Here is a 20,977-nt window from a genome sequence, read left to right as displayed (position 1 = left end):
GGACGGGCAGCGCGAGCGCGGCCCTGACGGGTGGTCGCCTGGAGGAGATGGGTAGGAGAAGACTACCCGCAGGTACTCACTCCTGATTGCGCCGGCGCTCCTTGGCGTAAAGGGCGACTGCCATGGCGCGATTGCGCACCTCGAGCTTGTCGTACAGATTTTTGAGGTGGTATTTCACGGTATTCTCGGAAATGCCTGTTCTGGCGGCGATTTGAATATTGGTCCAACCATTGGCCAGCATGCCGAGCAGCTCGCTTTCGCGAGAGGTGAGCTGTTGGAACGGCGTGTTCGAGATTTTCGAGAGCACCGTATAGGGAATGCAGATCCGACCCTGCATTACGGCGGTGAGCGTCGCGAACAGGATTTCAGGATCTTCGAACTGGTAGCAGAGACCGTTGACACCAAGCCGGATCGTCTCGTTGATGACCGAAGGATTGCTGGTGTCGGCGAAGAGAACGATCCGGGGGTCGAGCCCGAGCCGGCCGAGATCGGCGAGCACCTCGGGCGCCTCTGCATCGTCGAGCTGCCAACTGAGCAGCACGCAGTCCGCCTCGATGCAGGCAAGCTTCTCGCAAAGTTCGGCCGATGTCCGCGCCGTATCAACCATGGAAAACCTGGCATTTTCGGAAAAAAGTCCACGAAGAGCGGCAATCACCAACGGGTTGCGCTCCGCGACCAAAACTCGGCCTCCACCGTCCTGCGACATGTGCCTCCCTGCGTCTTATGCCGTGACATGCGCCCATGAGCGATGGCATGGACACTACCATCAGACGTCGCGCACATTTCACCGTCGAGCGACGAAACGTGTCCTAAAACGCCTTCTTCCGAGGCTAATGTGCACAGGGTTCCGCACATTTCCGCTTCGGAGTGGCCAGCAGAAGCACGAGTAGACATCGATCACGCGAGCACGCCGCGACCGGAAGCCAACCCGGTCACCCCACTGTGGCGCAACTTGCTCGTTCAAATGAGCAAGGCAAAGGGCCGCTATCCATCCGAATAGTCGCTTCTCGAAGTACTCTCAACCTGCTTGAAGGTTGAGCGCTGCGGGGGCTCTTGGGAGAGAGGCTATGTCTAGCTGGAACTCTGGCCGCATTATCGGTCAGGAAGCCTCCATTGAAGCCAAAGGAGGTCTGGGCCATTCGAACCCGCCTGCAGATGTCGGGTGCGGTACGCGACCTGGCACTGTTCAATCTCGCGATTGACAGCAAATTGCGAGCTTGTGATCTCGTCGCGATCTCCGTTGCCGATGTTGCAATTTCCGGAAGGGTTCGCGAGCGGGCAATCATCGTGCAACGAAAAGCAGGCCGACCAGTGCAGTTCGAACTGCCGACCAAACGCGGGATGCTGTCGGTGCCTGGATTGGACATGGCCGGCTCGGTGAAAGGGATTATCTGTTTCCCAGTGCACGCAAGCCGCATCTTTCGACGCGGCAGTATGGCCGTATCGTCGAGCGGTGGGTGTCGAGCATCGGGCTTGATCCGAAGCGTTACGGCACGCATTCGATGAGGAGGACGAAAGCGGCTCATATATACAAGAAGACAGGGAACCTGCGCGCCGTCCAGCTCTTGCTCGGCCACAAAAAGCTGGAGAGCACCGTGCAATACCTCGGGATAGAGGTCGACGACGCCTTAGCCATTTCTGAGCAGGTTGAGTTGTAGCACTCAAGGGCGGCGCTTCGCTTCGAATCGCCGCTCGCTGGTCTGCTGAGGCGAAAGTTCGACCCTAAGCCGACTGTCGGATCCTGAGGCGGCTAGGTCCGCATCGGGCTGGTCAGCGGGCATGGTCGGACCTTCCGAGGGCCTTTAGGATGAACCGAATTTGCTCACGCGGGCCCGCTTCGGTATCTTCTCCGTGCCGAAGGCGGTGCTCGATCAGAACCGGATGGAAGAACGGCATGAATGCGGTCTTTACTGCGCGCGCCGCTTCGGCGGGATCTTCGATCTCGAACTCGCCCGTTTCGATGCCCTCGCGGATGATTGTCTCGAAGATCGTCACCATCTGCTCAGCATGCGCCTTGGTGACCGGCCGGTTCTCCTGCATGGCCGCTACAATCAGGTCGTGCATGCGCTTGTCGTTGAGCAGTTTCGTCTTGTTGTGGTGGTGAACGGCGGTCAGCAGTTCCTCGAGTTTCACCGAGGGCGGCGCGCTCCTGCGTGCGATGGTAAGGGCGACCTCGGCGGTGCCGTTCAAGACTTGCCTGCAGATGGATTCCTTGATTGCATCCCTCGAGGGAAAGAAACGGTAGACGTTCGCCCGGCTCATGGCGAGTTCGGAGGCAATGTCGGCTACCGAAGTCTTATGATGGCCTATGCGGCGGAAGTGCTCCTCCGCCACCTCCAGGATGCGCGCCCGCATGCGCTCGGTATCTGCCCCCAGTCGAACTGGATAATCCATAGATGTCCCCAGATTGGATGAACGAAACGGTCCGGCCGTGACGCCTCTGCGAGCGGTAGAGTCGCGAGGCTGGCCCAGCTCGCGTTCGGGCAAGCCCATCGAGCCCGCGACAGACGCTACTCGGCAGCCATTGCTATTCGCAATTCCGGCTCCCCAGTCGGCTCCTCATGGATGTCATCTGCAGTCGGCCTGATCCTGAACCACGCCGCGTACAGTGCCGGAAGGAAGAGCAGGATCATCACCGTGCCGACCGCCGTGCCGCCGATCAGCGTATAGGCCATCGATCCCCAAAACACCGAATGGGTAAGCGGAATGAAGGCAAGGACGGCGGCAAGTGCGGTCAGGATAACCGGGCGTGTCCGCTGTACCGTCGCCTCGATAACGGCGTGATAGTCGTCGAGGCCCGCCTTTTGGTTCTCTTTAATCTGTTCGGTCAGAATCAAGGTGTTGCGCATCAGGATTCCCGCCAGTCCTATCAATCCGAGAATGGCATTGAAGCCGAAAGGCTGATTGAAGAGGAGCAAAACCGGAACCACCCCGGCAAGACCGAGCGGCGCCGTCAGCATGACCATAGTCATCGTTGAGAGGCTGCGAACCTGGAGGATGATGACGATCAGCATGGCGGCAATCATGGCCGGGAAGATTTTGACCAGCGCGACATTGGCCTTGAGCGATTCCTCGATGTTTCCACCCATCTCAATGCGATATCCGACGGGGAGCGAGGCGATCAACGGCTGAAGTGCTTTTATGATCTGCTGTGAGACCTCCGGGGGCTGCGTCGCCTCGTTGATGTCCGCTCGGATCGTGATGACCGGCGTTCGATCGCGACGCTTCATGATCGGTTCCTCAAACCGGATTTCGGAATGGCCGATCTGATCGAGCGGAACCTGACGGCCGTCCCTGCTCATCAGCGAAAAGTCGGCGAGCCTCGCCGGATCGAGACGGCTCTGGCCAGCACTGCGTGCGACGACGGGCACGTTGCGGATGTTCTCGCGAACCTGCGTCACCGGAATGCCACTCAGCAGCAACTGCATCTGCTGGGCTGCCTCAGCCGGCGAAAGGCCAATCAGATTGAGCCGGTCCTGGTCGGGGACAAAGCGAAGCACGGGCGTACGATTGCCCCAGTCGCGGTTTGCCTGACGGACGTCCGGTACACCTTTCATGATTTCGAGGGCTTTCTCGGAGATCTGGTACAATTGCGCAGGATCCGGCCCCATGATGCGGAACTCGACCGGAAACGGCGTATACGGACCAAACACAAGCTGGGTGACACGGACGTAGGCTTCGGGAACCAGCCCGTCTGAAACGGCAGCCCGAAGGCGCAGCTTCAAAGCCTCGCGCGCGTGAGAGTCAGGGGTGAGCACAACGATCTTGCCGAAAGCCGGGTCCGGCAATTCCGGTGCCATCGCAAAGAAGAAGCGGGGAGCGCCCTGCCCGACATAGCTGGTGACGATCTTTGCCTCGGGCTGGTTTTGCAGCCAGCTTTCGACCTTCTCGACCGCGGCTGTCGTCGTCTCGATGCTCGTACCTTCGGGCATGCGGACTTCGACCAGCACCTCGGGACGATCTGACGTCGGGAAGAACTGCTGTTTCACCCCTCCCATTCCAACAACCGAAAGAGCCATGACGACGCCGACGACCGCGCACGTGACGAACTTGTGGCGCACGGCAAACTTGATGACCCCCCGCAGGCGCCGGTAATTCGGCGTGTCGTAGATAGCGTGGTGGCCGCCCTCGACTGGTTTGATCGCCGGCATCATCTTGACGCCGAGGTAGGGCGTGAAGATCACCGCGACGATCCAGGAAACGATGAGCGCGAAGCCCACGACCCAGAAGATGTTGCCGGCGTACTCGCCGGCGGTTGATCTGGCGAAACCAACGGGCATTAGTCCGATGATGGTCACGAGTGTACCGGAGAGCATCGGCGCTGCCGTATGGCTCCAGGCATAGGCGGCCGCCTTGATGCGGTCCATGCCCTCTTCCATCTTCACCACCATCACCTCAATGGCGATGATGGCGTCGTCGACGAGAAGGCCGAGCGCCAGGATAAGAGCGCCGAGTGTGATGCGATCGAAGAACCGGCCGGTTTCCAGCATGATGAGGAAGACGACGGCAAGCGTCAGCGGAACGGCCAGTGCCACGACGATCCCGACACGCCAACCGAGGCTGAGCAGGCTCACGAGCAATACAACCCCGAGCGCCATCGCAAACTTCAGCATGAACTCGCCGACCGCGGCGTCGATGTTGACGGCCTGGTCGCTGACCTTGGCGAGCGTCATACCGAGCGGCAGCGTCTGTGTAATCGCGGCAGATCTTTCTTCGAGCGCCTTTCCGAGTTCCAGACCGTTCCAGCCCTGCTGCATCACCGCGCCTAACATGATGGCGGGCTCGCCTTCATGGCGGATGATGTAGGTCGCGGGGTCTTGATAGCCGCGCCGCACCTCCGCGAAATCAGAGAGTTTCAACGTGCGTCCGGCAACGACGATCGGCGTGTCGGCAATTGCCTGCACACTGTTGTAGGCGCCATCGAACCGGATAAAGACCTGCGGCCCACGTGTATCGATCGAGCCTGCCGGCGTCACGGTGTTTTGCCTTTGCAAAGCCGCAGCGATGTCCTGTGCTGAAATGCCAAGGGTCGCGAGCTTAGCATACGAGAACTCGACAAAGATCTGTTCCGGCCGCTCCCCCAAAATGTTGATCTTTTTGACGCCCGGCACGTGCAGAAGATCCTGGCGGATCATCTCTGCCTGCCGCACAAGCTCGCGCATGGGCATACCCTTGGCCTTTAGCGCATAAAGCGCGAAGCTCACGTCCGAATATTCATCATTGACGAAAGGGCCGAAGACGCCAGAAGGCAGGTTGCGGGCTTCGTCCCCCAACTTCTTGCGCGCCTGATAGAACTCCTCTTCGACAGCCGTGGCCGGCGTGCTGTCTTTTAGCGTGACGGTCAGAAAGGCGTAGCCCGGCCTTGTCGTCGTCTCGACGCGGTCGTACCAGGTCAGTTCCTGGATGCGTTTTTCGAGCGGCTCCGCGACAAGATCCTGCATTTCCCGCGCCGTAGCGCCTGGCCATACGGTAGTGACCGTCAGGGTCTTGATGGTGAAAGAGGGATCCTCCGCGCGCCCAAGACTGATGAACGCATAGACGCCGCCAACGGCCAGCAGAACAATGAAGAACAAGGTGACGGCTCGCTCGCGAACCGCGAGCGCGGAAAGATTGAAGCTCATCGGTTGGACACCTCCGCCTTGAGCTCGGTCCGGACGGGCGCACCATCTTTGAGGAGATGCGCCCCGAGGGCGACGACCTGCTCCCCAGACTCGATCCCGGTGACAAATGCTGTTTCTTCACCAAGCCGTTTGACCTCGACAGGAGCGAAGTGCACGGTGGCAGAGGATTGGTCGACAACCCAAACCCCGGTTCGGCTGCCGTCATTCAACACGGCGCCGACCGGCACCGCGACCTCCGAATGCCCTTCTCCGTTTAGGATGCTGATCGTAACCGTCGCACCAAGCGGCGCCGAGGCGGCGTCGCCATCGAGCACGTAACGCGCTTCGTATGTGCGGGTCTGAGGATCAGCGGCATCGGAGATCTGCCGCAGACGCGCTCTTCCGCGTCGCCCATCACTTCCATAGACACTTGCTTCGGCGTCCGATCCGATCGCGGGACGAACGGTTTCGGGTAGCGCGACCAGGGCCTCGCGCGGGCCTGCATGCGCGAGTTGGACTACCGTCTGTCCCGCCGCGATGACCTGTCCGGGTTCGCCGAGCGTCGCGACCACCATTCCGTCCGCATCCGCCACAAGGATCGAGTACGTCGCTTCATTCTCTGCAACTTTGGCTTCCGCTTCCGCGACGGCGAGTTGCGCCGCGGCGGTGTCGCGCGCCGCCTTGGCCTGCTCGTAACGCTGGGGAGTAGCAGCGACTCCGCCTTTGACAAGAGCGGCATAGCGCCTCTCGTCCGCGCTTGCCTGAACGAGGACCGCGCGGGCCGCGGCGACCGCATTGCGCTTGGCAGTCAGCGCAAGACGCAAATCGGTTTCGTCGATGCGCATCAGAGCCTGACCCGCCTTGACCTGCTGACCGACGTCGATCATTCGCTCAATGATCTTGCCAGATACGCGAAAGCCAAGGTTGCTCTGCACTCGGGCGGCGATCGTACCTGTGAAGGCCCGCTCGGCGCTTCCCGGTCTGGTGGCTTCAGCCATTCTTACAAGCGGTGGCGCGAGGCGGGGATCGGCGGCCTCCACATACCGTGCTGGCGTTTCGAAAACGAAGGCGAACGCCGCGCCCCCGGCGGCAGCCACAAGGCCGATCGTTGTGAGAAGAAGTTTGCGGTTCATGTCCGATGACCCTTGTTGGCGGGTGCTGCCTCTATTTGGATTGCGATCTAAATCTAAAGGTGGTATAGATGTCAAGTGAAATCTAATTGCGAGGTCGAACATGAGAGTTAGTCGCGCCCAGGCGGAGGCAAATCGCGAAGCGGTCATCGATGTGGCGAGCCGGCTTTTTCGAAAGCACGGTTTTGATGGCATCGGGCTCAAGGATCTGATGAAGGGAGCCGGCCTGACCCAAGGCGGATTCTACAAGCAGTTCGAATCCAAGGATGATCTGGCGGCACAGGCGTCCAGGCGGGCGCTGGAGAGCGCCTTTCGTCGATGGTCCGCTGCTGCCGCGGCCAATCCGCAGGATCCCTTTGGCGCGGTGGTCGCATTCTACCTCAGCATGGCACATCGAGAAGAGAAGATGGACGGCTGCCCCGTCGTTGCGCTCGGCTCGGATGCTGCCAGGCAATGCGTCGGCGTGAAAGCGTCATTCGAAGCCGGGATCAGGGAATACCTTGAAATGCTCGGTAATTGGATTGGCGCGACCGACAGCGAGGAGGCGGACGGCAAAGCGATGGCCATTCTGTCGACGATGGTCGGTGCGGTGCTCCTCTCGCGCGCTGTCAACGACGAGCAGATGTCGAAGCGGTTCCTGGAGGCGGCCGCCGAGAGCGTGCTGATGTCGTCTGCGGGGGATACAGCACCGGGAGCTCGCCAATGACGATGCGTCCGGCCGAAGCGCACAGCGCAACTGCCGACCAGGAGCCCTGCTCCGGGCTGGAGCTCATTGCGAAACTGGCGGACGGGAGCATCCGCCGACCACCGATGGCGGAAATACTTCCGTTCACCTTGCTCCCTCCGGAAGAAGGCAAGGTCGGGCTGCTGGCCGCCCGAGCCGCGCTTTTCTACCCTGACGAATACGGTTCACGGCGGCTGGATCATGATGATGCTCGACACCGTCATGGCGCTTGCCGCCCAGACGACGCTCTCGGTCGGCGAAACCTGCCCGTCGCACGAAACCACCGCCAAGTTTGTCCCCGATCTTCGCCGACTCCGGCGAAATGCGTGTGACCGGCCACGTGGTGTCCGGCGGCCGGACCGTCATCACGCTGGAAGGCTGCATCGAGGACGCTCAAGGTCGGATCTACGCGCATGGCACGTCGACCTGCCTTGTCGTGGGCAGGAAGCCGTGATGTGCCGGACCGCCGGTCCAGAAGGTTCGCCACAACGGCTCACCTGCTTTTGTTGAGCGGTAGAGATACTGGCAGGCCGCTAACACTGTGCGAATAGGGCACGAGCACCACTGTAACCGCGGCCTGGACGATCGCACCATGCCTTGGATGGTGCTGTTGTTCGGCCTTCTCGTCATCCCTTTCGGCGTTGTCAGCGCATCGAGCAATGTGTCGGGAATGATCCGGTCACCACTCTGTCCTTCCGTCAAAGTCAACCGCGGCGGCTGACGGGATACATGTCTCCGTGATTTTCATCGAGAACGGCGGTAAAATACAACAAATAAAACGGAGGACACGAGCATGCGTCGTCCTGACCCGAATGCGCGCAGCCGCAGCGAAGCCGTTGGCCGCGATACGCTTCTCACCCTGTGCGTTGCGCTCCCCATAGCGATACTGGTCTTCATCATTCTGCACATTTAGCCATCGGGCCTGATCCGGACTGGCTATGTTTTCTTCAGAAACTCTGTCCGCAGCAGCAGATTTCGTGTCCGGGCGAAATGCAAGGCTCGGGAAACGCGGACCGGACCACCCTTTAACAATGACTAGGTCGCACGGCCCGATGGACGAGGGCGCGGTCCCGGTGGGTCCGTAAACGCCGCAGGCACGACAACCGAGGCCATCCACCAAGGGCACCGGACGGCCGCTCTTGCTACCTAACGGCTGCAGGAAAGGCAGGAGCGCCTTGAACGGAATCTTCTCATGCTTTGCTCCATTTCGTGCGGCGCCGCGAGGCGCCTCGGGAACGGAATTCGAGGCTAGGGAGCCTGCTCCGGGAAAGGACTCGTCCCTCCCCGGCAAGCCGAGAAATCCTGGCGAAAGTCTCCATGCACATGACATCCACCTGGCCTATGGACCTATCGTTTACAGCCGACGAAATTTCGCCCGAAAATTGGGCCCAGTCTCAGAGCATCGCGAAAGCGACGATCATCAAGCCAAAGATGCCCACCGCGATGATCGCTTTCGTTGTCCTATCCCTCGTTGCCTCCAGCAGGCCACCGGACGGCGCGATGCCTCGCTGGCCTTGACGCACGGCAGCCATTCAGGCCGCTTTTCGATACTAGGCCGACGGGCTGCGAGACAGTTGCCGGAGATTCCGCATGTACCTGTCCCGACGGCCGGAAGAGTCCTTCGACAATCCGCGGGATGTCATTTCTCGTTATACCAATGTCCTCGAGCAGCCTGTCGTCGAGGTTTTGAAGCGCGGCGGCCGCCCGCCTGCGCTGCCGGCGTTGCAGCGCACGTAGAAAAAATCCCGTGACAGTTATCCTGGGACTGCGCAGCGTCGGATCCTGGCGGACTTCGGTTGGTGAGTGTTCGTGTGCGGACATTGTTGCCCTCCATGAGCAGTATTGATTGGCCCGGTCGCGTGGTCCGCAGAAGCGACGCGGCGAACGGGCGTTCGGGAAGCATCAGCGGCCTGCAGACGCGGCGGCGCCCCGCTTGAGCGCCGCACGCGCGTAGCCGCGTGCCAGACTGTCTATGTGAGAGGGGATCCCCGAGGCGGCGAACGCTTGCGTTCGAGCCGCTCGGGGTTACGGTCGCGTCAGAAGAGACGCTGAGAGGACCAGGTATTTCTTGTGTCGACGTGAAGTAGTCATGACTTCGATATGGTCACTTGAGGTATAGGATTCCATCCGTCGAGATGCGGCCTTTGGACGCTGGTCAGACAATTGCAATTCGCGCGAATCCGCAGCTCGAGCCGACACGGCGCTCGCGGGCCGGACTTGCTTGACGGGCGCTAGCCGTCACTCTCTGGCGCAGACGGCGGCGGCTCGTCACCGCCGGTTCCAACCCCGCCCGGCCGGTCGTTTCCTTGCGGAGGCCGCATGACTGATCGTGCCGGAATGCCCTTGATCCCTTCGGTCCGGTCCCGATAGAGGGCCGCGCGGGAGGATGAGGGTGACTGGCGCGGTAATGGCGATGAAGACGCCGATCAGGATCTCGCGCCACAGACCTCGAACCCAACGCAGAAAAACAGACGATCGACGCGAGCGCGATGGCTCCGGTTCCCCAGCTTGTGCCGAGGGTCGGTGCATGCACGCGCTCGAAAAAGGCGCCGAACCGCAGGGTTCCGATAGCTCCGATCAGCGTCAGCCCGGCGCCGAGAAGCACGAGGAAAGCCGTTAGCAACGGCGCCCACGCGGGCAAAATCTCGCCATGCGTCATTCGATCATCTCGCGCGCATAAGGAACTTTGCCAGCGCGACGCTCGAGACGAACCCCAGGACTCCGATGATCAAGGCGGCCTCGAAATAGATCGGGCTTGCGGTGCGGATGCCGATCGTCGCTAGCTGAACGCGCGGTCCTGCGTTCGGTCGCATCTTGCGCTGAAGTCGGTTGCCAGGATGATATGGCTTGGAATCAATCGGCCCACTGCAGGTCCTGCATTTCCGGACACGGGCCTCCTCATCCTTGGAGGACATCCTGACTGCGATCCCAACGGGATCCTTGGCATAACGTCGAGGTGATCACCATTGGGGTACCTGGAAACGCAAGAGCTTGAAAATCAATCCGGATCACGTTGATCTTCTGTAAGCTACCCTTTTCTGTGTCCACGGCAATTGCCCGACCCGCTCTCAAGCCGAGCAGCCCTAACCCCAAAAGCGACCCTACCGAGACAGTGTAATTAGGAAAGTCCAGGCTCTCATTGCGGACCAGATTAGCTGTTCTCGGGACACCTGCATCAACGCAGAAGGTCACGCGACTGTTTATCGTCACGACGTCATCGGGGACATTCCTGAAGGCGCAAGTTTCAGCCTGTACCAGCTTTCTCTCAAGCAATCGGCTATAAGCAGTGTCGCGAGGCCCCCGATCAAGTATTTCCCTAAGGATTGCATGATCGTTTGGCGTTAGATAGCATTGAAGCCGATTGCTCATGTCATAACTCCCCGGAGCAGATCCGCCCCGGCAAAATCAACTGGATCTCCGTTCGATTTCCCTGGCCGCCAGTATGGCGCCAGGGCTCACGCTCCTGAAACGGAGCTACCGCCTTCAGCCAGAAAACGATGGAGTCGTCGCGAATGTCGGACGAAATCCGGGTCTTCTGCAGCCAGCAGACGATAGACAGCCGATGCGCTATCCGCGCTGCGTCGCTTCCCTAGACGAACGCTGGTCACACTCAACGCAAGGCTTTCTGGACATGGCGTTTCCGTTCGGGCCAGGATTTTTTTCACTGCAACTCGCGTAACTTGCCTCATCACCAATCCTCTCCGGTTCGCTCGAAGACGAGCCACGCGGTGCCCTTTTCTGCGATCCTCGACCTGCGGGCCTCCTGAACTCGCTCCGCTTGTCGCTCGGTAAAGGGTCCCATTGGCTGAGTTTTCTGTTCGCCGCAGCGGACCTGGCAATACCATTTGTTGCCATAGTGTGAGAAAATTTCGACCGAGGTGGGGTGCGGCTCATGCTTGGCGATCTCGTCTATGAAAATGATTGACCTCGAGTAATGCCTGGCGGGCGTGGGCGTGTGCACGCCGGGAGGCGGGTTGCGGTCGGGCGACGTTGACATAGTTCAACTCCTCTTCATCGCTGTGGCGTGCGAGCGTTCGGCGCCCGCCTCGTCATCAGAAGGCCGTTTCGTGCTCCATCGCCACCTCGGTCATCAGATTTTCGATGTCGCGGGATATCGAGGCGGCAGCCAGTACGCGTCCGTCGCGCTTGAACCGCAGCAGACAGTCCCTGCCCGAGATGTCGCCTTCGACCATGATCTCGTCCCATCGCTCCGCATGGCCGACATAATTGATCCTGACGTCGTAGTGCTGGCTCCAGAAGAACGGCACGGCTGCAAACTTCTCGCTCCGGCCGAGCATATTCAGCGCCGCGGTCTGCCCTTGCCTCTCGGCCACCACCCAATGTTCGACGCGGATGTTCTCTCGGCTATGGGGATCCGGCCAGCGCGCGATGTCACCGGCCGCGAAGATCCCCGGTTCGCTGGTTTCCAGAAAACCATTCACGACGACGCCGCGGTCCGTTGCCAACCCTGCCGTTTCGGCGAGCTCCGTGCGTGGCCGCACGCCGATGCCGGCGACCACGAGGTCCGCGGCCAGCGTTTCGCCACTGCGCAGTTTCACCTCGCTCCCATTAATGCTGCTAGCAGTCTCCTCGAGGTGGAAAACGACGCCATTCTTTTCATGAAGGGTCCGGATGAAGTCGCCCATCTGCGGACCCAGGACCCGCCCCATCGGGTGCTTGTCGGGGGCGACGACATGGACTTCGATACCGTGAGCGCGCAGGGCCGCGGCGACTTCGAGACCGATAAAGCTCGCTCCAAGCACGACCACCCGGCGGGCCGTCGCGGCCCGCTCGATTATGGCGCGGCAGTCGGCGAGCGAGCGCAACGTATGAACATGGGGCTGGTCGGCACCCGGAATCGTCAGGCGAACCGGCTCTGCACCGGTCGCAAGCAGCAACCTGTCATAGGGGATCGAGCCTCCGCCAGCGAGGATGACCTCGCGGTTCTGCGGCTCGATGCGAACCGCTTTCGTAGCGAGACGCAGGTCGATCTGGTTCTTGGAGTAATAGCTCTCCCCCCGTAGCGGAACCCAGCTCTCCGGCGCCTTGCCGGCAAGGTAGTCCTTGGAAAGGTTCGGCCGGTCGACAGGCGGCGCTTCGTCGTCGCTGAGCATGAGAATGCTGCCGGCATACTGCTCACGCCGCAGCATTTCAGCGGCGGAAAAGCTGGCCGCTCCGCCACCGACGATGACGATCTTCTCGGGCATTGCTTCGACAGGACGCTCGCTTGTTGCCGCCTCTGCACGCTTGCGCTTGCCAACGACGAAGATATGGCCGTCGCGCTGTTCCACCCACCAACATGCCAGCGGCCTGAAGGCGGGCGCGCGCAGGGCCTCCCCGGTCCTCAAGCTGAAACATGCGTGATGCCATGGGCATCGGACGCTGTCGCCATCAACCAGTCCGTCGCCGAGCGGGCCATTGTAGTGAGTACAATGCGCGTCGACGGCGAAGATCTCGGCCCCGCGGCGCACAAGCAACACCTGCGCATCGCCGCAATGGCCGACGAGCTTGCTGCCGTCGGGAAGATCGGCAAGCCTGATACCGCGCGCCAGATCAGGCCCACTCATGCTTGTGTGTCCAGGAGCCATTCGTATCTCCTTTCGGTATCGAGATGGGGTTTCGCCGTGACTGCTGATAGCGCCTTTGCAGGTCGGGTCTTTTGATCTCACACGGCAGCTTGTTACCGCTGCGCCTATGAAGCAAACGAATTTAGTCGCCTGTTGTGTGCAGTTTTTCTGCTGGACCGGTCAGGACAAACGGCAACAGGATAACTAACGAATGGCTTGACCCGTCCTGCCCCAGTCGGCAAGGAAGGAAGCCAGCCCCTGTTCCGTGAGTGGGTGGTTGGCCAGCTTCCTAAGCACTCCCGGTGGCACCGTCGCGATATCGGCGCCCGCCATTGCAGCCTGCGTGACATGCCGCGGCGTGCGAATTGAGGAAGCCAGAACTTGCGTATTGAAGGATTTGTCGTTGTCGTAGATCGCCCGAATTTCCCGGACGACGTCTATGCCATCGAGGCCGATATCTTCGAGCCTGCCGACGAAAGGGGAAATATAGGCCGCACCGGCTTTTGCCGCGAGTAATGCCTGGTTGGCTGAAAAGCAGAGGGTAACATTGACCTTCAGCCCGCGTTCGCAGAGTGCCCGGCAAGCCCTGAACCCATCCCAGGTGGAGGGCACCTTGATGGCCACATTCGCAGCTATGCTGGCCAAGCGCTCCCCCTCGGTGACCATGCCGTCGAAATCAGTCGCGGTGACCTCCGCTGAGACGGGGCCCTCGATCGCCTCGCAGATCTCCTTGACAACCTCCCGGATCGGTCGATCGGTCTTTGCAACCAACGAGGGGTTCGTGGTCACTCCGTCTACAACACCTACCGCGGCTAGCCCGCGGATTTCGGCAATATCGGCGGTGTCGACAAAGAACTTCATCACTTTTCTCCTGTCATAGTCGCGTGATCCGTGGGCAACGCCGTCTTCAAGTCGATTGGGCCGTAGCAGATGTGATTGCGCGCCCTATCTCCGTGAAGGCAGGGCAGGAGCGACGTGCATGAGCGCCAAAATCTCCGAGAAGAACGTCAAACTGAAGCGTGCCTATGAGAGTCCGACGGACGGTGACGGCAAGCGTGTCCTGGTTGACCGGCTGTGGCCGCGCGGAGTGAGCAAGACCGATGCGGCAATTGACTATTGGGCGAAGGAACTGGCGCCAAGCACCGAGCTGCGGAAATGGTTCGCTCACGATCCCTCCCGATGGGAGGAATTCCGCCGGCGGTATGCCGAGGAGATCAAGGAGCATCGCGAGGAATTTGATCGGTTGCGCAACCTGGCGCTCAACGGTCCGATCACACTTGTCTACGCGGCGCGCGACGAGAAGCACAACGATGCTGTTGTCATCAAGGAGATCTTGCTGGCACATCGATAAAATGCCTACCGAGAGGTGTCGAGGTCGCCGAGGATCGACTTGGCCGTCGGTCATGGCTGTGCGGTTAGTACGTGTTGTCTGCCAAGCCAACCGGCTTGTGCGGCAACACCTCGGCGCAGTGCTCACTGCCTGCCTAGCCACGCCGAGCTCATGAGACTGGTTACGCATTCCGCGCTCGCCTGGCGGCTTCCACCCACTCTTACGGACGAGCTAATATATAGCAAACGAATTTGATTGACATTTAAGAGCAACGTTTATGCTATATCAAAATGGATATTGAGCTCGCCCGTACTTTCCTGGAAATAGTTTCAACGGGAAGTTTTATTCGCGCCGCGGAGCGCTTGAATGTTGCTCAGACCACGGTCAGCGCGCGGATTCGCCACCTCGAACAACTGCTTGGCCAGCCGCTGTTCGTTCGGAACAAGGGTGGCGCGTCTCTTACCCCGGCGGGCGAGCAGTTCCTGCGCCACGCGCCGACTTTCGTCCAGTTATGGCAGCGCACTCGTCAACAGGTCAAAGTGCCGGCAGGGCGCCGAGCAGTGCTGACGGTCGGCAGCGAAGTCACGCTTGCGCAACCACTCCTGCTGAACTGGGTCAGATGGATTCGTCAATCCCTTCCGGATATCTCGCTTCGCGTCCATGTCGACGTGCCCCAGGATTTGAATAATCAGGTCGCCTCGGGGATGGTCGATGTGGCGATCATGTATGCGCCCCAAATTCGCCCCGGCCTCCAGATCGATTTGCTGATGGAAGAAAAGCTCGTGCTTATGACAACCGATCCGGAAGCGAAGCGCCTTGAGGAGACGAGTTACGTCTACATGGATTGGGGGCCGGATTTCGGGCGACAACACGACATGAATTTCCCGGATGTCGCACCGGACCTCGCCTTCGATCTCGGTCCGCTGGCACTTAGCTATGTCCTTGCGAGCGGCGGCTCAGGTTACTTCAGGATGAGCGCGGTGGAGCCCCATTTAGCGGCGGGTGAGCTCCATCTCGTACCCGACATGCCGCAATTCTCCTATCCGATTTACTCGGTGAGGTCGGCAAATGCCGACGAGAGTGTTGTGGGACCGGCGCTTGCCGGCTTGCGCGCGATCTCCGAAGGCAACATCGAGGCCTAAGCGGCCGCGTCGGTCGATGGAAATAGCAGATCGACTGTGGTTCCGGTGCCTCGCTCGCTGGCAATTCGGAGATGACCCCCGACCATCTGCATGAAGGCGCGCACCTGCGCTAATCCCATTCCGGTGCCGTTCTCGCCCTTGGTCGTGAAGAACGGGTCCAGCACCTTTTGCAGAACGTCCGGTAGTATGCCGCAGCCGTGGTCGTAGACGCGAAGCCGGGCATAGGTTCCCGGCGCCGGCAGGCCAGGCGCACTGTCGGGCTCAACCAGCCGCTCCGTTCCGATGCAAATCTCGCCGCCGCCTGGCATGGCATCGCGAGCGTTGAGGACAAGATTAAGAACCGCGGCGTCGAAAAGCGTTGGTTCGATCTGGCAGCTTGGTACGTCGCAACCCAGCTCGAACCTGACGCGGACGTCGGGTCCCGCACCATATCTAAGGAATGGCGCGGCAGCGCTGACGCACGCGTTCAGGTCGCGCACTCTGAGCTCGAGTTCCCTATGGTCTGCAAAAGCGAGCAACTGCGTAATCAATGCGACACCCCGGTCGACGCCTTCCTGCGCCGCGGCAATATAGGCGCGCACGCTCTCCGGCTGGTCGGCTCTTCGTGCGGCGAGCCTCAGGCCGGAGTCAACGATCGCCAGGATGTTTCTGAGATCATGGGCAATACCGCCGGTCATCTCGCCCAAGGAGTGAAGCCGACGCATTGCGCCTTCGCGCTGTTTGGCTGCCACTGTCCCGCCGCTGCTTCCCGCCTGCGGCTGCAGGTCTGCCCGAAACGCAGTGTCTGTCATGGTAGCCCCTCGTGGTTGCCGGTGCGCGGACTACGGTCCCTTCGCCATCGGACTCATTTGTTCGCTCGTTGGCTGGCCAGCGTCGAAACGCGGGGGCTCTAAACCCGCCGGACTATCCGCTTTGCCATTATTTCTTCGACCGTTGGAAACGCCTTGAGGGTCTGATCCGGTAGGCCGCTCCCTGAAGCGATCGCCTCCATCCAGCCGCCATGCGGTTCTGGTTCGCCGACTATGATGCGTCCGACCATTCCCGCCAGCTCATGTGGAACGCAATAGTAGTCATAAACTCCTTGCTCGGTGAAGGTTACCGAGAAGCTCGCGTCGGGCAGGAGATAGTCCGAATCCCAGGACTTAGCCCTTTCAGGAATGCGCCGCGGCCTCCCGAAGTTTGCTGGATGATAGGCGGTCGTCGTATGCGAATTGCCGGGGTTGGTGTTGGTCCAGCGGACCATCTGACCCGGCTTGATCAGGAGACCGATCGGGTCAAACCAGGCATGTGAGCCATAGGCGCGCCCTTGCATCCGGATCTCCACTACCTCCTCGGCCCATACGTCCCGCCCGGACAGGGAAAGGACGGCGACGAGCCCGCCACCGAGACCCAGCACTTCACGCCGCGCGACACTCATTTGGCGACGCTCGCTTCGCCGGCAGTTGCAACATGCCACAGGACGACATGGACATGCGGCTCTTCCACGCCTGGATGGCCGGCATTGTAGTAGACGTCGACATGGTCGACGCTGCCTCCGGGCGCTGCAAGATTATCGAACGACCTGTCCGGATTGAGATCCTTGGTCGGCAGCATGTAGATCGTGCTGACAAGCTTTCCGTCATGATTATATGCGAGGAACGGACCAGCCGGCAGTGTCGCCGGATCGACGAAGAGCTGGCCAATGCCGGGGAGGAAATCGGGTAACTTCACCAGCTTGCTGACCTGCTGATAAGGGGCGGCCGGCGGCGCCTTTGCGGCTTCATCCGCAGCCATGGCACCAAGCGTGCTGGCCAGTGTCAGAACAGGAACGAGGAAGAGTTTTTTCATCGGGGAGATCCTTTTCTCCGTTCAAAGCCGAGATCGCGGAAATTCCGGCGGCTAATGGCTGCTCGTACGACCTGTCGCGTGCAGCCATTCAAGAACCAGGCGGTAATATTAGTCCAATGAAATAAACTGGCATTTCAGTGCAGTATTTCTGCATCCCTCCGAATTTTCGGCCTCACCGCCCTCTGATGGCCGGAAGTCTACTGAACGCGAGATATCCACGAATTCAGAGCGATCCACGTCCTAGCCGCGCGCTTGATTTCGAGAATTCCGTCCCCATGTTTTAGTTACTATGAATACTTTCGCACCACAGAGAGAGCCACAACGCCTCAAAGCAGGCCTCTAGCCCGGACGTGAACTCTACCGGCTTCGCGTCCGGGTCAGCCACATCCTCGATTCAATCAATAAGCGCAGCAGACGGCGTGCCAAACGCAGTTCGTTTGCGCTCGCGCGTATCGGCTTAGAGGCAACCATGATGACGTTCGGCAACCTGTCAGAAGAAAATATTACTCTTGACCTTGCGACAAAGGGAAAGCACTCGGCGCTGTCCAGGATCGCTGTCAAACTTGCGCGAGGAACTGGGCTTGATGACCAAGCGATTCTTCGGAGCATTTGGAGGCGGGAGCGGCTCGGCTCAACCGCCATCGGCCGTGGCATCGCCGTCCCGCACGCATTGCTGCGCTCAATCTCGTCGCCTGTAGCGTCATTTACGCGACTGGCTCCTCCGATAGATTTTAACACCCCCGACAGCGATCCCGTCGATCTCGTCTTTACCGTGCTTTGGCCCCGCTCTGAGGCTCGTACCTTCTTGCCTGCGCTGTCGCGACTATTCCGTATGGTGCGCGCGCCGCTGATCAGGGAGGGGCTCCGGCTGGCCCAATCCCCCGAGGAGGTGATGGCGATTTTTATGATCGAGGCAAGGCAGGTCAACGGTATCCCATGGCGGACCAATGTCGCGCACTCGGTGGCACTAAGATGAACACTGAGGAACGGAAATGAAGAAGCACCTCCAGAACTCACAAAAGCCTTCGATCGTGATTGGCGAGACGGATCACCAGCGATTGAATAAACTTGCTCTTGCTGCGGCTGATCGCCTTCCCGAGGTTTCCGATGGTCTCTTGATTGAGCTCGAACGCGCACTCGTGGTTGCGGGCACCTCGGGGCCTCCGAATGTCGTTCGAATGGGATCGACGGTTGAGTATGAAGCTGACACCGTTGATGGGCGAACAGTGACACTCGTGTTCCCGATAGACGCAGATATTTCCGAAGGCAGGATATCCATCCTGACCCCCATCGGAACTGGCCTTCTCGGCTTGTCCGCCGGTCAGACCATGGATTGGAGCGGACGGGATGATAGGGGCACAAGCTGACGGTGTTTGCGGTTACTCAACATCGGGCGGAAAGCGAAGTCCTCCGTTCCTCCGAGACGTCAAGCCTTCTTGCATAAAGTAGAGAACGATTATCGCTGGCGTCGGGATCCTTTCCCCGATCAGCTCGAGCGTGGCAAATTCGCCACCTTGCTCGCCGAATGGCTACGATTGATCGCCCCGATGCTGGGGCGGTCTTGTTTGTAGAAAAGGAGAATAACCATGATCACTGGCTCCCAATGTCGTGCGGCACGTGCACTTACCGACCTCTCGCCCGAGCGTCTCGCAATATCTGCCGGCGTGGGCGTGGAAACCGTGCTTCGTTTTGAGCGCAAGCTCGACAAACCGGGTGATGATGAAATGTTTGCCTTGCAATCGGCTCTGGAAAGAGCCGGCGCCGTCTTCATTCCTGACAATGGGGCCGGCATTGGTGTGCGCCTGAAATTTACTGGATCAGAAGCTAAACGCATCGACATTCTTGAGAATGAAGGCGGTATAGTTGCACCTGACCGGGTGCCTTAACTGGAGTATGACAGTGGCAATTTGCGTGCCAGTTTCTCGAGCAAACGGGCATCGACATCGCGTTCCAAGAGGTGCGTCCGGGCCTGGAAAAACTTTGGTTTAGCGCCCGCTCGCTTCCTTCTGCAGTCATAGGTTCCCAGAATTCCACCTTGGCAAATCTCTGATCTTTGCCGTCGCCCCAAGGATCCTCGCAGATCCGAAATGAAGCAGGTCACGCTGAACGGCGGCTCGTCTCGAATCGCGCCCCTTCATGCTAATCGCTGCGAGCGACTGCTTGCCACCCGGTCCAGTCATTCCCGCACGCCTCGCGGACGACCGCTGTACGCCCCAGTCGTCGAGGAACAGCCCCTGTCATTCGAAGCGGACTCGATAGCGGCCGCGCAACGAACGCATCCCGAGAGCGACGTGCCGTTGCGTCACGTTCGGATCACACCATCCTCTAACGCCAGCAGGTCACTCGTGCGGAAGGGGTCCCCGGAAAGGCCGTGCTTTGCTCCCCTTCGAACGATAAAGAGAAGGGGCGAATGAACCGCCCCGGTCTCATCGTAGCAACAGTGCCTGAGCGCTATTTTTTCAGGCGCGCTTGAGTGCGGGCTCCAGGCCAACGGCGGCGGCTAACCCGCCGATATCCTCGATCTCGGTATATTCGTAATAGGGATTGGCTGGCTCATGGCCGCGGTTGACCCAGACCTTGCTCTTGATTCCCAGGTCATAGGCGGTCATCAGGTCGTAACGGAAGGATGAGGACACATGAGTAATGTCTTCGGGCCCGCAGCCGAGCTTGTCGAGCATGTATTCGAAGCCCTTCATCAGAGGTTTGTATGCCCCGACTTCTTCCGCCGTGATGACCATATGGATGGGCGCGCCCAGCTTTTCCACGTTCGACATGATCAGGCTGTTCATGGAGTTCGACAGGATGACCAGCGGAATTTCCTCGGCCACCCTGGACAGGCCAGCCGGGACGTCCGGGTGCGGACCCCAGGTTGGCACTTCGTCATAGATGCGTTGCGCGTCTTCCGGTTTGAACGGGATACCGATGCGTTTGCAACTGCGTTCGATGGAATTGTGCACCACTTCGAGGAAGGGTTTCCATGGCCCTAGCACCTCGTCAAGGCGATAGCCTCTAAAAGCCTCGACAAAGCGGGCCATCGTTTCTGGGGAGAGGCGCTCGGCGTAGACGCGTCGCGCAGCGCCGGCCATATCGAAATTGGTGAGTGTGCCGTAGCAGTCGAAGGTGACGTACTTCGGTCGAAATCGAGTCATGGCGTGTATTCCTTCCAATTTTCACGGCACAGTGTGCCTATACAAGGTCAGGTTGCTGGGCATGCCGCCTCGTCTAAAGAGTCGCGGTGCCGATAGACCGCAATGCGGCAGCGTATCTGATCAGTTTCATTGCCTTCGCCTCTTTTGGTATCGGGCCAATTCACCCAGCGGAGCACTCCAACTTGCTTGCTGCACTCCGGCCAGTGGGGAGGACATTGGCATAACTTTGTGGCAATGGCAATTAAATTGTCCAACAATTTTCGAGACTGATCGTCCTGCTGCTTTCCGGCAGCTTGAGTGCGTCGTTATTCACACAACACAAATTGCGCGGTGATGCGACGCAACTCCCTGGTATTCGCTCATTTTGGTGCACGCATTCACCAGAAAATCTCGCGAATTCGTTAATCTTCCTTGGGCAGAGAAAGACCATTCAAACGGCAAGAAATTTCAATCAAAAAATAAATTGTTGTACAAAAATTGGGAAGTGAGATACTAAGGCCTCGAGCTG

General features: G+C 59.8%; 19 protein-coding genes and 3 pseudogenes. 8 read left to right on the top strand and 14 right to left on the bottom strand.

Annotation, left to right across the window (positions count from 1 at the left end; genetic code table 11):
* Positions 1-76 precede the first annotated feature (76 nt).
* Positions 77-706: a LuxR C-terminal-related transcriptional regulator gene (locus ACTJKL_RS22765; RefSeq protein ID WP_411933437.1), complete on the bottom strand. Its 630-nt coding sequence runs from the start codon at positions 704-706 to the stop codon at positions 77-79.
* Positions 707-1,067: 361 nt separating this feature from the next.
* Between ACTJKL_RS22765 and ACTJKL_RS22760 the strand changes: the two are divergent.
* Positions 1,068-1,658: pseudogene (locus ACTJKL_RS22760) on the top strand (tyrosine-type recombinase/integrase).
* Between the two features lie 112 nt (positions 1,659-1,770).
* Here the strand turns inward: ACTJKL_RS22760 and ACTJKL_RS22755 are convergent.
* The 3 genes from ACTJKL_RS22755 to ACTJKL_RS22745 all read right to left on the bottom strand — a co-directional run bounded on the left by ACTJKL_RS22755 (position 1,771) and on the right by ACTJKL_RS22745 (position 6,733).
* Positions 1,771-2,394 (bottom strand): TetR/AcrR family transcriptional regulator, encoded by a 624-nt coding sequence (locus ACTJKL_RS22755; RefSeq protein ID WP_440853859.1) that lies wholly within the window; start codon positions 2,392-2,394, stop codon positions 1,771-1,773.
* A 116-nt stretch (positions 2,395-2,510) separates the two neighbouring features.
* Entirely contained in the window at positions 2,511-5,621 is a 3,111-nt protein-coding gene (locus ACTJKL_RS22750; protein ID WP_411933439.1) for an efflux RND transporter permease subunit, read from the bottom strand.
* Positions 5,618-6,733, bottom strand: a complete 1,116-nt coding sequence (locus tag ACTJKL_RS22745; protein ID WP_411933493.1) for an efflux RND transporter periplasmic adaptor subunit — start codon at positions 6,731-6,733, stop codon at positions 5,618-5,620. The genes ACTJKL_RS22750 and ACTJKL_RS22745 overlap by 4 nt, the downstream gene beginning before the upstream one ends.
* A 100-nt stretch (positions 6,734-6,833) precedes the next feature.
* Between ACTJKL_RS22745 and ACTJKL_RS22740 the strand changes: the two genes are divergently transcribed.
* Both ACTJKL_RS22740 and ACTJKL_RS22735 read left to right on the top strand, forming a co-directional pair.
* Positions 6,834-7,436, top strand: coding sequence for a TetR/AcrR family transcriptional regulator (locus ACTJKL_RS22740; RefSeq protein ID WP_411933440.1), 603 nt, complete (start codon positions 6,834-6,836; stop codon positions 7,434-7,436).
* Positions 7,437-7,746: 310 nt separating this feature from the next.
* On the top strand, positions 7,747-7,908 hold the full coding sequence (locus ACTJKL_RS22735; protein ID WP_411933441.1) for a hotdog fold domain-containing protein: 162 nt from the start codon (positions 7,747-7,749) through the stop codon (positions 7,906-7,908).
* A gap of 1,007 nt (positions 7,909-8,915) precedes the next feature.
* Here ACTJKL_RS22735 and ACTJKL_RS22730 read toward each other — a convergent pair.
* The 6 genes and pseudogenes from ACTJKL_RS22730 to fsa form a co-directional block, all read right to left on the bottom strand.
* On the bottom strand, positions 8,916-9,275 hold the full coding sequence (locus tag ACTJKL_RS22730) for a DUF1127 domain-containing protein (RefSeq protein ID WP_440853858.1): 360 nt from the start codon (positions 9,273-9,275) through the stop codon (positions 8,916-8,918).
* A gap of 410 nt (positions 9,276-9,685) precedes the next feature.
* A pseudogene (gene mnhG / locus ACTJKL_RS22725) lies at positions 9,686-10,113 on the bottom strand (monovalent cation/H(+) antiporter subunit G).
* Positions 10,114-10,117: 4 nt separating this feature from the next.
* A pseudogene (locus ACTJKL_RS22720) lies at positions 10,118-10,237 on the bottom strand (monovalent cation/H+ antiporter complex subunit F); the annotation flags it as partial.
* A gap of 115 nt (positions 10,238-10,352) precedes the next feature.
* Positions 10,353-10,823: a GreA/GreB family elongation factor gene (locus tag ACTJKL_RS22715; protein WP_379939618.1), complete on the bottom strand. Its 471-nt coding sequence runs from the start codon at positions 10,821-10,823 to the stop codon at positions 10,353-10,355.
* Positions 10,824-11,506: 683 nt separating this feature from the next.
* Positions 11,507-13,042: an FAD-dependent oxidoreductase gene (locus ACTJKL_RS22710; protein ID WP_411933443.1), complete on the bottom strand. Its 1,536-nt coding sequence runs from the start codon at positions 13,040-13,042 to the stop codon at positions 11,507-11,509.
* 183 nt (positions 13,043-13,225) lie between these two features.
* The gene (gene fsa / locus ACTJKL_RS22705; RefSeq protein WP_338280708.1) at positions 13,226-13,882 is read right to left on the bottom strand and encodes a fructose-6-phosphate aldolase; all 657 of its coding nucleotides are present in this window, start codon (positions 13,880-13,882) and stop codon (positions 13,226-13,228) included.
* A 118-nt stretch (positions 13,883-14,000) separates the two neighbouring features.
* Between fsa and ACTJKL_RS22700 the strand changes: the two genes are divergently transcribed.
* Complete coding sequence (locus ACTJKL_RS22700; protein WP_379939624.1) at positions 14,001-14,372, top strand: DUF488 domain-containing protein; 372 nt, start codon at positions 14,001-14,003, stop codon at positions 14,370-14,372.
* Positions 14,373-14,641: 269 nt separating this feature from the next.
* Positions 14,642-15,493: a LysR family transcriptional regulator gene (locus tag ACTJKL_RS22695; RefSeq protein ID WP_411933444.1), complete on the top strand. Its 852-nt coding sequence runs from the start codon at positions 14,642-14,644 to the stop codon at positions 15,491-15,493.
* Here the strand turns inward: ACTJKL_RS22695 and ACTJKL_RS22690 are convergent.
* From ACTJKL_RS22690 to ACTJKL_RS22680, 3 genes are all read right to left on the bottom strand, one after another.
* Positions 15,490-16,284: an ATP-binding protein gene (locus ACTJKL_RS22690; protein ID WP_411933445.1), complete on the bottom strand. Its 795-nt coding sequence runs from the start codon at positions 16,282-16,284 to the stop codon at positions 15,490-15,492. The two genes, ACTJKL_RS22695 and ACTJKL_RS22690, sit on opposite strands and share 4 nt — an antisense overlap.
* 98 nt (positions 16,285-16,382) lie before the next feature.
* Positions 16,383-16,910 (bottom strand): plastocyanin/azurin family copper-binding protein, encoded by a 528-nt coding sequence (locus ACTJKL_RS22685; RefSeq protein WP_440853857.1) that lies wholly within the window; start codon positions 16,908-16,910, stop codon positions 16,383-16,385.
* A complete protein-coding gene (locus tag ACTJKL_RS22680; protein ID WP_324765212.1) occupies positions 16,907-17,320 on the bottom strand; it encodes a DUF5602 domain-containing protein in 414 nt (137 codons plus the stop codon). The genes ACTJKL_RS22685 and ACTJKL_RS22680 overlap by 4 nt, the downstream gene beginning before the upstream one ends.
* 469 nt (positions 17,321-17,789) lie before the next feature.
* Here ACTJKL_RS22680 and ACTJKL_RS22675 point away from each other — a divergent pair, with 469 nt between their 5' ends.
* The 3 genes from ACTJKL_RS22675 (at position 17,790) to ACTJKL_RS22665 (ending at position 19,206) form a co-directional block, all read left to right on the top strand.
* Positions 17,790-18,296, top strand: coding sequence for a PTS sugar transporter subunit IIA (locus ACTJKL_RS22675; RefSeq protein ID WP_411933447.1), 507 nt, complete (start codon positions 17,790-17,792; stop codon positions 18,294-18,296).
* A gap of 16 nt (positions 18,297-18,312) precedes the next feature.
* Entirely contained in the window at positions 18,313-18,687 is a 375-nt protein-coding gene (gene rnk, locus ACTJKL_RS22670) for a nucleoside diphosphate kinase regulator (protein WP_411933448.1), read from the top strand.
* A gap of 219 nt (positions 18,688-18,906) precedes the next feature.
* Positions 18,907-19,206, top strand: a complete 300-nt coding sequence (locus ACTJKL_RS22665) for a helix-turn-helix domain-containing protein (RefSeq protein ID WP_324765209.1) — start codon at positions 18,907-18,909, stop codon at positions 19,204-19,206.
* A 573-nt stretch (positions 19,207-19,779) separates the two neighbouring features.
* Here the strand turns inward: ACTJKL_RS22665 and ACTJKL_RS22660 are convergent.
* On the bottom strand, positions 19,780-20,469 hold the full coding sequence (locus tag ACTJKL_RS22660) for a haloacid dehalogenase type II (RefSeq protein WP_127712384.1): 690 nt from the start codon (positions 20,467-20,469) through the stop codon (positions 19,780-19,782).
* Positions 20,470-20,977: the final 508 nt, after the last annotated feature.

It is taken from the genome of Sinorhizobium sp. 22678 (genome assembly GCF_052044265.1).
GTDB lineage: Bacteria > Pseudomonadota > Alphaproteobacteria > Rhizobiales > Rhizobiaceae > Sinorhizobium > Sinorhizobium meliloti_A.
The sequence above is the reverse complement of the archived record's forward strand: the minus strand, read 5'-3'. Positions and strand labels throughout refer to the sequence as shown.

What these genes read in the sequence shown, in the direction of transcription:
- ACTJKL_RS22660 (WP_127712384.1), bottom strand. Translation starts at nt 20,469, where the DNA reads ATGACTCGATTTCGACCGAAGTACGTCACCTTCGACTGCTACGGCACA.
- fsa (WP_338280708.1), bottom strand. Translation starts at nt 13,882, where the DNA reads ATGAAGTTCTTTGTCGACACCGCCGATATTGCCGAAATCCGCGGGCTA.
- ACTJKL_RS22750 (WP_411933439.1), bottom strand. Translation starts at nt 5,621, where the DNA reads ATGAGCTTCAATCTTTCCGCGCTCGCGGTTCGCGAGCGAGCCGTCACC.
- ACTJKL_RS22665 (WP_324765209.1), top strand. Translation starts at nt 18,907, where the DNA reads ATGATCACTGGCTCCCAATGTCGTGCGGCACGTGCACTTACCGACCTC.
- ACTJKL_RS22755 (WP_440853859.1), bottom strand. Translation starts at nt 2,394, where the DNA reads ATGGATTATCCAGTTCGACTGGGGGCAGATACCGAGCGCATGCGGGCG.
- ACTJKL_RS22695 (WP_411933444.1), top strand. Translation starts at nt 14,642, where the DNA reads ATGGATATTGAGCTCGCCCGTACTTTCCTGGAAATAGTTTCAACGGGA.
- ACTJKL_RS22745 (WP_411933493.1), bottom strand. Translation starts at nt 6,733, where the DNA reads ATGAACCGCAAACTTCTTCTCACAACGATCGGCCTTGTGGCTGCCGCC.
- ACTJKL_RS22685 (WP_440853857.1), bottom strand. Translation starts at nt 16,910, where the DNA reads ATGAGTGTCGCGCGGCGTGAAGTGCTGGGTCTCGGTGGCGGGCTCGTC.
- ACTJKL_RS22765 (WP_411933437.1), bottom strand. Translation starts at nt 706, where the DNA reads ATGTCGCAGGACGGTGGAGGCCGAGTTTTGGTCGCGGAGCGCAACCCG.
- ACTJKL_RS22680 (WP_324765212.1), bottom strand. Translation starts at nt 17,320, where the DNA reads ATGAAAAAACTCTTCCTCGTTCCTGTTCTGACACTGGCCAGCACGCTT.
- ACTJKL_RS22690 (WP_411933445.1), bottom strand. Translation starts at nt 16,284, where the DNA reads ATGACAGACACTGCGTTTCGGGCAGACCTGCAGCCGCAGGCGGGAAGC.
- ACTJKL_RS22710 (WP_411933443.1), bottom strand. Translation starts at nt 13,042, where the DNA reads ATGGCTCCTGGACACACAAGCATGAGTGGGCCTGATCTGGCGCGCGGT.
- ACTJKL_RS22715 (WP_379939618.1), bottom strand. Translation starts at nt 10,823, where the DNA reads ATGAGCAATCGGCTTCAATGCTATCTAACGCCAAACGATCATGCAATC.
- ACTJKL_RS22730 (WP_440853858.1), bottom strand. Translation starts at nt 9,275, where the DNA reads ATGTCCGCACACGAACACTCACCAACCGAAGTCCGCCAGGATCCGACG.
- ACTJKL_RS22675 (WP_411933447.1), top strand. Translation starts at nt 17,790, where the DNA reads ATGATGACGTTCGGCAACCTGTCAGAAGAAAATATTACTCTTGACCTT.
- ACTJKL_RS22700 (WP_379939624.1), top strand. Translation starts at nt 14,001, where the DNA reads ATGAGCGCCAAAATCTCCGAGAAGAACGTCAAACTGAAGCGTGCCTAT.
- rnk (WP_411933448.1), top strand. Translation starts at nt 18,313, where the DNA reads ATGAAGAAGCACCTCCAGAACTCACAAAAGCCTTCGATCGTGATTGGC.
- ACTJKL_RS22740 (WP_411933440.1), top strand. Translation starts at nt 6,834, where the DNA reads ATGAGAGTTAGTCGCGCCCAGGCGGAGGCAAATCGCGAAGCGGTCATC.